This is a genomic window from Paraburkholderia azotifigens, assembly GCF_007995085.1.
GTDB lineage: Bacteria > Pseudomonadota > Gammaproteobacteria > Burkholderiales > Burkholderiaceae > Paraburkholderia > Paraburkholderia azotifigens.
On sequence record NZ_VOQS01000003.1, the window covers coordinates 2,417,069 to 2,430,685 of the forward strand.

The 13,617-nt window shown below is 63.5% G+C and carries 11 protein-coding genes; all 11 read left to right on the plus strand.

Features of this window, described 5'->3' with window-relative positions:
• Nucleotides 1–511 precede the first annotated feature (511 nt).
• The 11 genes from FRZ40_RS28140 to FRZ40_RS28190 all read left to right on the plus strand — a co-directional run bounded on the left by FRZ40_RS28140 (nucleotide 512) and on the right by FRZ40_RS28190 (nucleotide 13,609).
• Nucleotides 512–1,801: a quaternary amine ABC transporter ATP-binding protein gene (locus tag FRZ40_RS28140; RefSeq protein WP_028366537.1), complete on the plus strand. Its 1,290-nt coding sequence runs from the start codon at nucleotides 512–514 to the stop codon at nucleotides 1,799–1,801.
• Nucleotides 1,798–2,682: an ABC transporter permease gene (locus tag FRZ40_RS28145; protein ID WP_028366536.1), complete on the plus strand. Its 885-nt coding sequence runs from the start codon at nucleotides 1,798–1,800 to the stop codon at nucleotides 2,680–2,682. Before FRZ40_RS28140 ends, FRZ40_RS28145 begins: the two co-directional genes overlap by 4 nt.
• A 131-nt stretch (nucleotides 2,683–2,813) precedes the next feature.
• The gene (locus FRZ40_RS28150; protein ID WP_028366535.1) at nucleotides 2,814–3,695 is read left to right on the plus strand and encodes a glycine betaine ABC transporter substrate-binding protein; all 882 of its coding nucleotides are present in this window, start codon (nucleotides 2,814–2,816) and stop codon (nucleotides 3,693–3,695) included.
• A 57-nt stretch (nucleotides 3,696–3,752) separates the two neighbouring features.
• Nucleotides 3,753–5,048 carry a serine hydroxymethyltransferase gene (gene glyA, locus FRZ40_RS28155; protein WP_147236286.1) on the plus strand — a complete coding sequence of 432 codons (1,296 nt, stop codon included), beginning with the start codon at nucleotides 3,753–3,755 and terminating at the stop codon, nucleotides 5,046–5,048.
• A 75-nt stretch (nucleotides 5,049–5,123) separates the two neighbouring features.
• Nucleotides 5,124–6,011, plus strand: coding sequence for a dihydrodipicolinate synthase family protein (locus FRZ40_RS28160; protein ID WP_147236287.1), 888 nt, complete (start codon nucleotides 5,124–5,126; stop codon nucleotides 6,009–6,011).
• A gap of 7 nt (nucleotides 6,012–6,018) precedes the next feature.
• The gene (locus tag FRZ40_RS28165; protein ID WP_147236288.1) at nucleotides 6,019–7,350 is read left to right on the plus strand and encodes an NAD(P)/FAD-dependent oxidoreductase; all 1,332 of its coding nucleotides are present in this window, start codon (nucleotides 6,019–6,021) and stop codon (nucleotides 7,348–7,350) included.
• Nucleotides 7,351–7,367: 17 nt separating this feature from the next.
• Nucleotides 7,368–8,861, plus strand: coding sequence for an aldehyde dehydrogenase (locus tag FRZ40_RS28170; protein ID WP_147236289.1), 1,494 nt, complete (start codon nucleotides 7,368–7,370; stop codon nucleotides 8,859–8,861).
• Between the two features lie 244 nt (nucleotides 8,862–9,105).
• Nucleotides 9,106–10,107: a LysR substrate-binding domain-containing protein gene (locus tag FRZ40_RS28175; protein WP_147236290.1), complete on the plus strand. Its 1,002-nt coding sequence runs from the start codon at nucleotides 9,106–9,108 to the stop codon at nucleotides 10,105–10,107.
• A gap of 64 nt (nucleotides 10,108–10,171) precedes the next feature.
• The gene (locus FRZ40_RS28180; RefSeq protein ID WP_147236291.1) at nucleotides 10,172–11,257 is read left to right on the plus strand and encodes a GlxA family transcriptional regulator; all 1,086 of its coding nucleotides are present in this window, start codon (nucleotides 10,172–10,174) and stop codon (nucleotides 11,255–11,257) included.
• Nucleotides 11,258–11,270: 13 nt separating this feature from the next.
• A complete protein-coding gene (locus FRZ40_RS28185; protein ID WP_028366529.1) occupies nucleotides 11,271–12,200 on the plus strand; it encodes a LysR substrate-binding domain-containing protein in 930 nt (309 codons plus the stop codon).
• Between the two features lie 152 nt (nucleotides 12,201–12,352).
• On the plus strand, nucleotides 12,353–13,609 hold the full coding sequence (locus FRZ40_RS28190; protein ID WP_147236292.1) for an aromatic ring-hydroxylating oxygenase subunit alpha: 1,257 nt from the start codon (nucleotides 12,353–12,355) through the stop codon (nucleotides 13,607–13,609).
• Nucleotides 13,610–13,617 lie beyond the last annotated feature (8 nt).

Here is a 13,617-nt window from a genome sequence, read left to right on the forward strand (position 1 = left end):
CGTATTCACGCTGCAACGCTAAAAGAGCTAAAAAACCGGCCTTTTTCCCGCGAAAAAGTGATGGGTGAATCGCCTCGCCCTGGGACATTCCCTATAAACCATGGTTCGAATAACGAAAGAAAGCGCCTTTCAGACGGCCTCGCCGTGTCCGCGAAACGGCCGCAAAGCCGCGCCAGTGCTGGCGCTCAGCCAGCCCTTACCAATTTCTGATCTTTTTAGTGCACGCTGCACAAATGTCTTGCATTACCAAAGGTATGGATAAGTGCGCACAAAATGTAGATGGATGAGTCAATTTGGCTTGCTAATCTGCAATACATGCACTAAGCACCGACGAGGAACTGCTAAAGCGCACGAATATGCTGGCTTTCGTGTGATCGGTAGTGACTTGTTCGGGTCGATCGCCTCGCGACGCTTGCTATTGAGTCTTTTCGCCTGGGTTCGACCTGCAGGGCTCGCGCATTCGCAATGTCGCGCGCTCCACTTTCCTGAACTCGCCAGTTGGGATGACAGAATGACCCCAAACCTGACATTCGCGCCCGAGGGCGTACTCCATCCGGGCGCACTCCAGGCGGAAGATGTTTCCGCGCTGGCAAAACCCATCGCTGTTTCGGGCACCGATATCCTCAAGGTCCGGAATCTGTCGAAGATTTTCGGACCGAAGCCCGAACGCGCCGTCGAGCTGATCAAGCAAGGCCTCGGACGAAACGAGATCTTCGAGCAGACGGGCAACATGGTCGCCGTCAACGACGTGAGCCTGAGCGTCAAGGCTGGCGAGATCTTCGTCGTCATGGGCCTGTCGGGTTCGGGCAAGTCGACGCTCGTGCGCCTGCTAAACCGGCTGATCGAGCCGACGTCCGGTCAGGTGATTCTCGAAGACCGCGACATCGCGCCGATGTCGACGCTGGAGCTGCGTGAAGTGCGGCGCAAGAAGATGGCGATGGTGTTCCAGTCGTTCGCGCTGCTGCCGAACCGCACGGTGCTCGACAACATCGCGTACGGCCTTGAAGTCGCCGGCCTCAAGAAGGCGGACCGCTATGCGGTGGCGCGCGCCGCGCTGACGCGCGTGGGCCTCGGCTCGTATGAAAAGCTGCTGCCGGGCGAACTGTCGGGCGGCATGCAGCAGCGCGTCGGCCTTGCCCGCGCGCTCGCCGTGAATCCTTCTGTGCTGCTGATGGACGAAGCGTTCTCGGCGCTCGATCCGCTGATCCGCTTCGAAATGCAGAACGAACTGCTGCGGCTTCAGAAGGAAGAGCAGCGCACCATCGTGTTCATTTCGCACGACATCGAAGAAGCCATCAAGATCGGCGGCCGCATCGGCATCATGAAAGACGGCTGCCTGATCCAGGTCGGCACGCCTGCCGAACTCATCCAGTCGCCCGCCGATGCCTACGTGCGCGACTTCTTCCGCAACGTCGACGTGTCGCGTTTCCTGAAGGCGTCGAGCCTGATGACGACGGTCGAGCGCGGACTGATTTCCTGCGATATCGGCGCGCCGTGCGAGCGTTACCTGAACCAGCTGATCGATAGCGGCGTGGAGTGCGGCTACGTGTGCGACGAAGCGGGCCGCTATCAGGGCTGCGTCACGCCGGCGTCGCTGCACAAGTCGGGCGCGCATCCTATCCGCGAAGCGTTCGTCCGGGACGTGACCGCCGTCCCGCTGGATGCGGACCTGCATCAGCTCGCGACGATCGCATTGAGCCAGGAACACGACGTACCCGTCACCGACACGATGGGCAAGCTCGCGGGCGTCGTGTCGTGCCGCACGATACTCAAGCAGGTCATGGAACGGAGAGCAGCATGAACTCGTCAGTCATCGGAAAGTTTGCAGAAAACGCCGTCAACTTTCTCTTTCAGCATTTCCGCGGCGGCTTCGATGCGTTTTCGGCTGCGCTGGGCGCCGTCGTCAAGCTGCTCGAAGACGGACTCGCCGCCGTTCCGTTCGTTGCAATGCTCGTGATTCTCGTCGCGTTCGCATTGTGGCGGCGCGGCGTGGTGTTCGCGGTGTTCGTCGGCGCGGCGCTGATGGTGATTCACTACATGGGTCTGTGGGCGCAGACGGTTTCGACGCTCGCGCTGGTGATCGCGGCGACGTTCTTCAGTCTGGTCATAGGCGTGCCGCTCGGCATCTGGGGCGCGCGCAACAAGCGCGTCGAAGTGATCCTGCGTTCGCTGCTCGATTTCATGCAGACGATGCCCGCCTTCGTCTATCTGATTCCCGCCGTCATTCTGTTCGGTCTGGGCCGCGTGCCTGCCGTGATCGCCACGATCGTCTTTTCGATGCCGCCTGTCGTGCGTCTGACCACGCTCGGCATTCGCCAGGTGCGCGAGGAACTGCTCGAAGCCGGCCGCGCGTTCGGCAGCACGGATTCGCAACTGCTCTGGAAAATCCAGCTGCCGAATGCGTTGCCGTCGATCATGGCCGGTGTGAACCAGACCATCATGATGGCGCTGTCGATGGTCGTGGTCGCCTCGATGATCGGCGCGGGCGGACTCGGCGAGTATGTGCTGAGCGGCATCCAGCGGCTCGACATCGGCATCGGCTTCGAAGGCGGACTGGGCGTCGTGCTGCTGGCAATCGTACTCGACCGTCTCACGGAAAGCTTCGGACTGAAGGCGAAGAAGACCAGACGCAGCGTGCGGCCCGCCAAGCCTGCCGCCACGAGCACTGCGGTGCGAACCTGAACGACGATTTTCGCCGGCGATCGCGGCTCGAACCTGACGCGATCGACCGACACTGCAAAGAGTAAAGACGCACGCCACATCGCTATAGCTGTTCATTTTCAACAAATTCCATAATCGCGTAGGAGTACTGTATGAAGACCAATCTGTTCAAATCGCTGGTAGCGAAGCTGGCCGTGTCGACGGTCGTCGCGATGAGCGCCGGTGCGGGACAAGCTATCGCGGCTGAGCCGATCAAGATGGCCGTGACCAACTGGGCCGACGTGCTGGCCGTCGCGAACGTCGCCAAGTACGCGCTCGAAACGCAACTCAAGCAGCCGGTTCAGTTCGTGCAGGCGGATATCGGCATCCAGTATCAGGGCGTGGCGCGCGGCGATCTCGACATCATGGTCGGCGGATGGCTGCCCGTGACGCACGGTGCCTACTACGCACGGTACAAGAACGACATGGAAGACGTCGGCGTCATCTACACAGGCGGCAAGAACGGCTGGGCCGTGCCCGCGTATATCCCCGAGTCGCAGGTCTCGACGATTTCCGATCTCGAGAAGCCGGACGTGAAGAGCAAGCTGAACGGCACGATTCAGGGCATCGAGCCCGGCGGCGGCCTGATGCAGGCCTCAGAAAAGGCGATCAAGGCCTACGACCTCGCCGGCTACAACCTGCAATCGTCGAGCGAGGCGGGCATGCTTGCAGGCGTGCAGCGTGCCTATCAGTCGAAGCAGTGGATCGTCGCGACCGTCTGGAGCCCGCACTGGCTGTTCCAGAAGTGGCAGATGCGCTACCTGAAGGACCCGAAGGGCACGCTGGGCGGTGAAGAACAGGTGCACGCGTTCGCGTCGAAGCAGTTCGCTACCAAATTCCCGCGTGCCGATGTGTTCTTCAAGCACTTCAAGCTGACGCTCGCCGACGTCGAGGCGATCGAATTCGAAGGCAACAGCACGAACGACTACGCGACGGCCGCGAAGAAGTTCGTCGATGCACACCCGGAAAAGCTGAAAGCCTGGTTGCAGCAATAAGTCATCAGCGCGCCACCCGCAATACATGCTTCACACGTCAATACCCGGAGTAACCACGTGAACGAGAACTCGCGCTTTTTTGCAGAAACGCTCCAGAGCCGCGACCCTGTCATCGCATCGGAGATCGCGCTCGAATTGCGCCGTCAACAGACGCAAATCGAACTGATTGCTTCCGAAAACATCGTCTCGGCGGCGGTGATGGAAGCGCAAGGCACCGTGCTGACCAACAAATACGCCGAGGGCTATCCGTCGAAGCGTTATTACGGTGGCTGCGATCATGTGGACCGGATCGAAGCGCTCGCCATCGACCGCGTGAGGGCACTGTTCGAAGCCGAATTCGCCAACGTGCAGCCGCATTCGGGTGCACAGGCGAACGGCGCGGTGATGCTCGCGCTCGTCAAGCCGGGCGATACGGTGATGGGCATGTCGCTCGATGCGGGCGGCCATCTGACGCACGGCGCGCGTCCCGCGCTGTCGGGCAAATGGTTCAACGCAGTGCAGTATGGCGTGAGCCCGCAAACCTGCCGCATCGATTACGACCAGGTGCGCAGGCTTGCCGAGGAACATCGTCCGAAGCTGATCATCGCAGGTTATTCGGCATATCCGCGCGCACTCGACTTTGCCGCGTTCCGCGATATCGCCGACAGCGTCGGCGCGCTGCTGATGGTCGACATGGCTCACATCGCGGGCCTTGTCGCAGCGGGACGTCACGAGAACCCGATCCGCTTCGCCGACGTGGTGACGTCGACGACGCACAAGACGCTGCGCGGACCGCGCGGCGGCTTCATCCTCACGAACGACGGCGACATCGCGAAGAAGATCAATTCGGCCGTGTTCCCCGGCTTGCAGGGCGGCCCGCTGATGCATGTGATCGCAGGCAAGGCGGTCGCCTTCGGTGAAGCGCTGCGCCCGGAATTCACCGCATACATCGATCAGGTGCTGCGCAACGCGCAGGCGCTCGGCGATGTGCTCAAGTCGGGCGGCGTGAGCCTCGTGACGGGCGGCACTGACAACCATCTGCTGCTCGTCGATCTGCGCTCGAAGGGACTGACGGGCACGCAGACCGAGAAGGCGCTGGAGCGCGCGGGCATCACGTGCAACAAGAACGGCATTCCGTTCGACACGCAGAACCCGACGGTCACCTCGGGCATTCGCCTGGGCACGCCTGCGGGGACCACGCGCGGCTTCGGCACGGCGCAGTTCGAGCAGATCGGGCAAATGATTCTGGAGGTGCTGTCGGCGCTCGAACGCGAACCGGGCGGCGACGAACAGGTCGAGCGCGCCGTGCGCAGCCGCGTGCGAGACCTGTGCAGCCAGTTTCCCATTTATTCGCATGCCGAGGCGCTCGCGTAAGGCGGCCCGGCGTTTGATCCAGCGCGGCGCGTGATCGCGCGCGCCGCAACCTCATCTACTGAAGAGAGAACTGACATGAGCTTCGAGGGAGTTCACACGCCGCTGGTTACCCCGTTCAAGGCGGACGGCGAGATCGATCACGATCTGCTTGGCAAGCACGCCGCGAATCTCGCGGGCCGCGTCTCGGGCCTCGGCGTCGGCGGCACGACGGGCGAGTACTACGCACTGAGTTTCGACGAGCGCGTCCGCACCTTCAACACGGTCGCCCAAGCGGTGGGCGGCAAGACATATCTGACGGCGGGCATCAACGCGACCACGACGAAAGACGTGATCCGCCTCGGCCTGGAAGCGAAGCGCGCGGGCCTGCCCGCGCTGCTGCTCGCCGCGCCGTACTACGCGCAGCCGACGCAGGACGAATTGCTGAGCCATCTGCTGAAGGTGGACGACAGCCTCGACATGCCCGTCATGCTCTACAACTTCCCGGCGCGCACGGGCACCGACATCGGCGACGAGGTGTTGTCGAAGCTGCTCGAACGGAAGAACTTCATCGCGATGAAGGAAAGCACGGGCGATATCTCGCATCTGCATCATCTCGCGACGCACTTCAAGGACCGGCTGGTGCTGAGCTGCGGGATGGACGACCAGGCGCTCGAATTTTTCGTGTGGGGCGCGAAGAGCTGGGTCGGCGGCGCGTCGAACTTCCTGCCCGAAGCGCATACGGCGCTGTTCGACGCGTGCGTGAAGCAGGGCGACTTCACGACGGGCCGCCAGCTGATGGCGCAACTGCTGCCCGTGCTCGAACTGCTGGAGCGCAGCGGCAAGTTCATCCAGTACGTTCGATACGGATGCGAACTGGCGGGCACGCCCGTCGGCGCGGCGCGCGCGCCGCTCGGCACGCTCAATGATGAAGAACGCAGCACGTTTGCCAAGCTCGTTCGTCCCCTGTTGCGCAACGCTCAGTAGATCCGGCATGGCCTCGAAACTGGAATTCGCGCGGTTTCCCGCCCCCGACGGTGTCAACGGGTGGTGGGAAAGTCTGCCGCCGCCTGCGGCCGCTGTCAGCGTGTCGTCCGAACGCCGGTACGACTGGGTCGTCGTCGGCGGCGGCATTACGGGACTATGTGCAGCACGGCGCCTGGCCGAGCTTGCACCCGATGCGTCGATCGCGCTCGTCGAGGCGGATCGCATCGGGCGCACGACGGCGGGGCGCAATTCCGGCTTCTTCGTCGACCTGCCGCACGACATCAGCAGCGAAAGCTATTCGCGCAGCGTGGAAGCGGACAAGGCCGACGTGCGTTTTCAGCGTCATGGGATCGACTATGTGCGCTCGGTGGTGAAACAGCATGGCATCGAATGCGACTGGCGCGACGACGGCAAATTTCACGCGTCGGTGAACAGGAAAGGGCATGCGGCGCTCGCGCATTTTGCCGCAGGTCTGGAACGCATCGGCGAAGCCTTCGAGTGGCTCGACGAAGCCGCCATCGCGAAGGTGACGGGCACGAGCTTCTATCAGGGCGCGCTGTTTACGCCCGGTTGCAGCACCGTGCAGCCGGCGGCGCTGATGCGCGGGCTGGCTGCGGCCTTGCCGGCGAACGTGCAGGTCTACGAGCTGAGCGCAGTCAAGCGGATCGACGACCAGGGCACGGAGAAAGTGCTGAGCTTCGCGAACGGCAAGATCGTCGCAAAGCGCGTGATTCTCTGCACCAACGCGTATGCGGCGACCTTCGGCGGGCATCCGAACGGTCTGCTGCCCGTGTACACGTTCGCGTCGATGACGCGCGTGATGAATCCCGACGAAGTGAAACGGCTGGGCGGCACGCGCTCATGGTCGCTGATTCCCGCCGACCCGATGGGCTCGACCGTGCGGCGTCTCGGCACGGACCGCATCTGCGTGCGCAATCACTTCGCGTTCCGGCCGAACCTCGAAGTGTCGCAGGCCGATCTGGCGAAGGCGAAGAGTCTGCATCAACGGTCGTTCGACCGGCGCTTTCCGATGCTCAAGGACCTCGAACTCGAATACACGTGGGGCGGGCCGCTATGCCTGTCGGCTAACAACGGCGCGCTGTTCGGACGCCGCGACGATGGCGTATACGAAGCGGTCGGCTGCAATGGACTCGGTCTGAGCCGCGGCTCGGCGTCGGGCAAGCTGATCGCCGAATACGCGCTCGGCCAGTCGAGCGATCTGGTGCGCCAGCTGTTGAACCAGCCGCATCCGCGTTCGCTGCCCGTGCGCCCCATCGCCGACGTCGCGGTATCGGCGGCCATCTGGGTCAAGGAATTTTCGGCGGGGGCCGAACTTTAAATCCAAGAGGACAGGACATGACGACCTATCAGGAATGGCAGCAGAAAGCACAAGCCTTGTCGCTCGACGGCAGGGCGTTCATCGCCGGACAACGTTGTGCGGCGGCGTCGAACGAGACGTTTCCGACGCTCAATCCGTCGACGGGCAAGGCACTGGCCGACATCGCCCGGTGCGATGCGAAAGATATCGACCGCGCCGTCGTGGCGGCGCGCGATGCGTTCGAATCCGGCGTGTGGTCGAAGGCCGCGCCCGCGCAGCGCAAAGCGGTGCTGCTGCGGCTCGCGCAACTGATCGACGACAACGCCGAAGAACTGGCGCTGCTCGAAGTGCTCGAAGCGGGCAAGCCGGTCAGCGAATGCATGGGACTCGACATTCCCGAATCGGCGGCGTGCATCCGCTGGCACGCGGAAGTCACCGACAAGCGCTACGACGCGCTGTCGCCGTCGGGCGCGAGCGTCGTGAGCATGATTACGCGTGAGCCTATCGGCGTCGTCGGCGCCGTGTTGCCGTGGAATTTTCCGGCTCTGATGCTCGCGTGGAAGATCGGCCCGGCGCTCTCAGTCGGCAATAGCGTGATCGTGAAGCCCGCCGAGCAGACCTCGCTGTCGACGCTGCGCATCGCCGATCTGGCACTGGAAGCGGGCGTGCCTGCCGGTGTGTTCAGCGTCGTGACGGGTTTCGGCGAAAGCGCGGGGCAGGCGCTGGGCCGTCACGCCGATGTCGATCTCGTGGCGTTCACGGGCTCGACGGATACGGGCAAGCGCTTCCTGCGCTATTCGGCGGATACGAACCTGAAGCGGGTCGTGCTCGAATGCGGCGGCAAGAATCCGCAGGTCGTGCTGCCCGACGTCGCGAATCTCGATGCCGTCGCCGAGCAGGCCGTCGCCGCCGCATTCTGGAACATGGGCGAGAACTGCAGCGCGGGTTCGCGCATCCTCGTGCCTTCGGCGCTGAAGGCGAGCCTGCTCGAAAAGATCCTGGCCGTGCTGGAAGGCTGGAAGACGGGCGATCCGCTCGATCCCGACGTCAAGCTCGGCTCGCTGATCGAACAGAAGCATTACGAAAAGGTGCTGGCCCACATCGAGCAGGCGAAGGCGGAAGGCGCGCGCGTCGTGTGCGGCGGCAAGGCGGCGCGCACGGAGTCGGGCGGCTGGTTCGTCGAGCCCACCATCTTCGACAACGTGACGCCGAACATGAGCATTGCGCGCGACGAGGTGTTCGGGCCCGTGGTCTGCGTCATCGAATATGCGGATATCGACGAAGCCGTGCAGATCGCCAACGATACCTGCTACGGCCTTGCGGCCTCGCTGTGGACCGATAATGTGAACCACGCGCACAAGGTCGCGGCGCGGATCCGCGCGGGCACCGTGACGGTGAACTGCTTCGGCGAGGGCGACCTGTCGACGCCGTTCGGCGGATTCAAGCAATCGGGCTTCGGCGGCCGCGACAAGTCCGTCTACGCGCACGACCAGTATTGCGAACTGAAGACCACCTGGCTGAAGCTCGACTGAAGCGGTTCGCTGCAACCGTCAGGCCCGGCCGTCGCGCCGGGCCTGCGCGTATTGTCCTGCGGTATTGTCCTGCGGCGGACTCGGGTAGTCCGCCCTTGCCTGTTGCCGCGAAGACTCGCACACTATTTTTTCGCGCGGGCGTTTTCGCGCCGCCGCGCGGTCGTCGCATTGTCACGGGGCAGTGCGCAGCGCCTGTCCTGCTGTCGTCCAGCCAGCAGGCGTGTCCGCTTCACAGGTGAAAGCCATGCAAAAGAAACAGATGTTCGCCGACCGGCTGCTCGCGCAGATGCCTTCGCTGCGCGCGCTGCGCTGCTTCGTCACGGCTGCACGCTACGAAAGCTTCACGCAGGCAGCGGAAGTGCTGTGCGTGACGCAGGCCGCCATCAGCCGGCAGATCAAGGAGCTGGAAGACTCGCTGGAAGTGGCGCTGTTCGAGCGCACGGGCCGCCATATCGCGCTGACGGACGCCGGGCGCATTCTGTACAACGCGTCCTATCTGTCGATCATGAACATCGCCGAAGCGGCAGAGGCCGTGCGCCGCACCGACCGGCACGCGCTGACCATCGCCGTTTCGCATACGTTCTCCGCGTTGTGGCTGTCGTTCAGGCTGCCGTCGTTTCGCAAGCGCTTTCCGGAGATCCGGCTGCACGTGATGGTCACCGAGCACTTCATGGAACTCGACGATCTCATGCAACCCGACATCATCATTACGAAGAATCCGCCGCGCGAGCCGGAATATGAAATCGAGCCGCTGTTCCATGATGTCGTCTATCCCGTCTGCAGCCCGTCGTTTCACGAGCGGCACTTCCATGGACGTTCGCTGAAGCCGCTGGATCTGCTGGCGCATCCGACGCTCAATCTGTCCCTGCTCGGCCGCGCGCAGGTCTGCGAACACGTCGACTGGCGCGTGTGGCGCAACCGGTTCCAGCAGGGCGACGGCTCTGACCGGCTGGTCGAGAACGAACATCTGGAGAGCAACGATTACCGGCTGCTCGTCGCGCAGGCGGAAGCGGGCGAGGGCACGCTGCTCGGCTGGCATCATCTCGTGCATCGCCAGGTCGAACAGGGCCGGCTGCTGCGGCCCGTGCAGGATGCGCTCGAATTCCACGACCGTCATCACTACCTGATCACGCACCAGAACGCGCGGATGCGGCCGGAGTATCAGCAGTTCCGCGAGTGGCTCGGCGAAGAGGTCGGCGCGATGATGGGCGAATGGCGCAGCGTCGAAATCGAAGCGGCGAAATAGCGTTGCCGATCTTCATGCTGAAAGTGCGAACCGGGTCTTCACGCGTCGCGACGCAGGCCGTCTCATGTTGAGCCATGTCCATCCTTCCCGAGCCGACAGGCCGCGGCCGCTGCGCTTCGGCATCGTGCTGTTGCCTAACTTCACGTTGACGGCCTTTTCCGGTTTCGTCGATCTGCTCCGGCTCGCCAGCGACGAAGGCGACATGAGCCGGCCCGTGCGCTGTTCGTGGACGATCGTCGGCGAGTCGCTCGTGCCCGTCAGAGCGAGCTGCGGCATCCAGGTCGCGCCGTGGATCACGTTCGATGAAGCGGGCGTGTTCGATTACGTCGTCGTCGTGGGCGGTCTGCTGCATTCGGGGCCGTCCGCGAGCAAGGCGACGCTCCAGTTCATCCAGGACGCCGCGAAGACGCCCGCGACGCTGGTCGGCATCTGCACGGGCGTGTTCGCGCTGATGCGCGCCGACGTGATGGATGGCTACCGGATGTGCGTGAGCTGGTTCCACTACTGGGACTTCGTCGAACGCTTTCCGGGCGTCGACGAACGCAACCTTGTCGCCGACCGGCTCTTCGTGATCGACCGGCGGCGCATTACCTGTTCGGGCGGGCGCGCGTCGATCGACGTCGCCGCCGCCATCCTGCTGCGCCACGTCGAGGCGACGATCGTGCAGAAGGCGCTGCGCATCATGCTGGTCGACGACGCGCAGAAGGGCAACGCGCCGCAGCCGCATCCGCCCGGTCTCGAACCCGCGACGCATCCGAAGGTGCGCCGCGCGATCCTGCTGATGGAGCAGCACATCGGGCAGCCGTTGAGTCTCGCCGATCTCGCGCAACGGCTCGAGATGTCGGTCCGGCAGCTCGAACGCCTTTTCGCCGCCGAGACGGGCAAGTCGCCGCATGCGTATGGACGGCAGATCCGCATCCGGATGGCGTCGTGGCTGCTGACGAGTTCGGACCGCACGGTCGCCGATATCGCCACGTCGTGCGGCTTCTCCGATGCCTCGCATCTCGGCCGCGAGTTCAGAAAGGAATTCGGCGAATCGCCGAACGCCTACCGCGTGGCGCGGCCGCCGAGCCAGTCGCCCGCGCTGCCCGCCAGTTGGGACACGAACGGCGGGCACGTGCAGGCGGACAATGGAAACGCAGCGATCTGACGAGAGCCAGCCAATGAAACCGCTCACGCAAGGGACCAAGGGATACCGGCGCCTGATTCCGTCGATGACCGCGCTCGTCGAGTTCGAATCGGTGGCGCGGCTGGGCAGCTTCACCGTCGCGGCGAACGAACTCGGCGTCACGCAGGCAGCCGTCAGCCGTCAGGTCAAATTTCTCGAAGACACGCTCGGCGTGCGCCTGTTTCATCGTCTGCACCGCTCGATCGAACTCACGGAGGAAGGCAAGGCGCTGTATCTCGTCATCGCCGAGTCGATGCAGAAAATTGCCGGCGTGTTCGACCGGCTCGCCACGGGGCCCGTGCAGCAGGAGCTGGTGCTGGCCGCGACGTCGGCGTTCTCGCATTTCCGGCTGCTGCCGCGTCTCGAATCGATCCGCAACGCGCAGCCGAATCTCCAGCTTCGCCTGTCGACGCAGATGTTCACCGCGGATCTTCGGCACAAGGAGATCGACGTCGCCGTGCGCTTCGGCAACGGACGCTGGGGCGACGGCACGGCGACCCTGCTGTTCGACGAAGAAGTTTTTCCCGTGTGCTCGCCGAAGTGGCTGGCGGCGCGCGGCATGCCCGCCTCGCTTCAGGACGTCGCGAACGCCGCGCTGATCGAATCGGACTCGACCTCGGAAGGCTGGATGGGCTGGGAAGAATGGTTCCATGCCGTCGGCCTGCATCCGTTGCGCCTGAACTTTGCGCTGCGCTGCAGTCTGTACACGGACGCGATCCAGGCGGCGCGTTACGGGCAGGGTATCGCGCTCGGATGGGGCAGGCTGGTGCACGATCTCGTCGATGCCGGCGAGCTCGTCAGGCTGCCCGTCGCGTCGTTCAAGACCAACGATGCGTACTTCGTCGTGGTGCCGCACGGACGCACCATCACGCCCGCCGTCGACGGTCTCATCGAGTGGCTTCGACAGGATGCGGCGGTGCAGTGAGGACCGCTTCGGGCGCGCGCGGCGCTCGCATAATCGCAGGTAATGCCAGGCAGAAAATAAAGCGCATTGACGCCCTTTTTCGTCAATCCAATACTGGGTTCATCGCGGGACCATTTCGAAGTCCCGACATCCCCTGAACGCTGGAGAAGACGATGTCCGAAGTGCAAATCAAAACGCATGGTGAGTTGATCCGCAGCCGTCAATCCGGGCACGGCATGCCGGGCGAACTGTTTGGCCGCCAGGACGTGTTCGAAACGGATGTCGACGTCTTTTTCCACAAGCACTGGATTCTTGTCGGCGTGACGGCGGACGTGCCGGAGCCCGGCGATGTGTCCGTCGTCGATATCGGCAAGGCGTCGATCATCATCGTGCGCGACGACGATGAAAACGTCCGCACGTACCGCAACGTCTGCCGTCATCGCGGCGCGCGTCTGAAGGAAGCGGGGAAGTCGACGGTCGGCATGCTGGTGTGTCCGTATCACCAGTGGACTTACGATCTCGACGGCAGCCTGCGTCACGCGTCGCACATGGGCAAGGACTTCGATCCCACGTGTCGCAGCCTGAAACCCGTGCACACGAAGATCGTCGGGACGCATATTTTCGTGTGCCTCGCGGAGCAGCCGCCCGAAGATATCGCGAAGCTCGAGGAAACGATGCTGCCGCGTTTCGCGCCCTTCGACCTGCAGAATACGAAGATCGCGTTCGAACAGGAGATCGTCGAACAAGGCAACTGGAAGCTCGTCATCGAGAACAACCGCGAGTGCTATCACTGCGCGGGGACGCATCCGGAACTGACAGCGTCGTTTCTTCCCGAAGACTTCGGCTTCTGCCCGGAGAATCTCAGCGACGAATCGCTGCGCGCGCTGGAGGAATACAAAACGCGCAATGCGGCCTGCCAGGCGAGCTGGGAGCGCGACGGGTTTGTCTGCGGGACGGTCGAATGGCTCGACGAGGACGCCGTCACGCAGTTCAGGACGCAGCAGCTGGTGATCGCCGGAAATGGCGAATCGCAAACGCTCAGCACCAGGGTTGCCAGCACGAAGCTGCTCGGCAATCTGCAGCGCCGCGATCTAGGCGACACGCATCTGTGGACGCACAACTCCTGGACGCACGTCATGAGCGATCACGCCGTGATCAGCTACATCATTCCGCTCGCGCCCGACAGGACGCTCGTGCGGTCGAAGTGGCTCGTCCATGCCGATGCCGTGGAAGGCGTGGACTACAAGGTCTCCGATTTGACGGAGGTGTGGATCGCGACCAACACGCAGGACAAGCATCTCGTCGAAATCACGCACGAAGGGACGCAGGATCCCGCGTACTCGCCGGGCGTGTTCTCGCCGTTCACGGAAACTTACGTGGACCAGTTTTCCCGCTGGTATGCGGCGCGGCTGAACGCGCACGGCGTCTGACGGCGCGC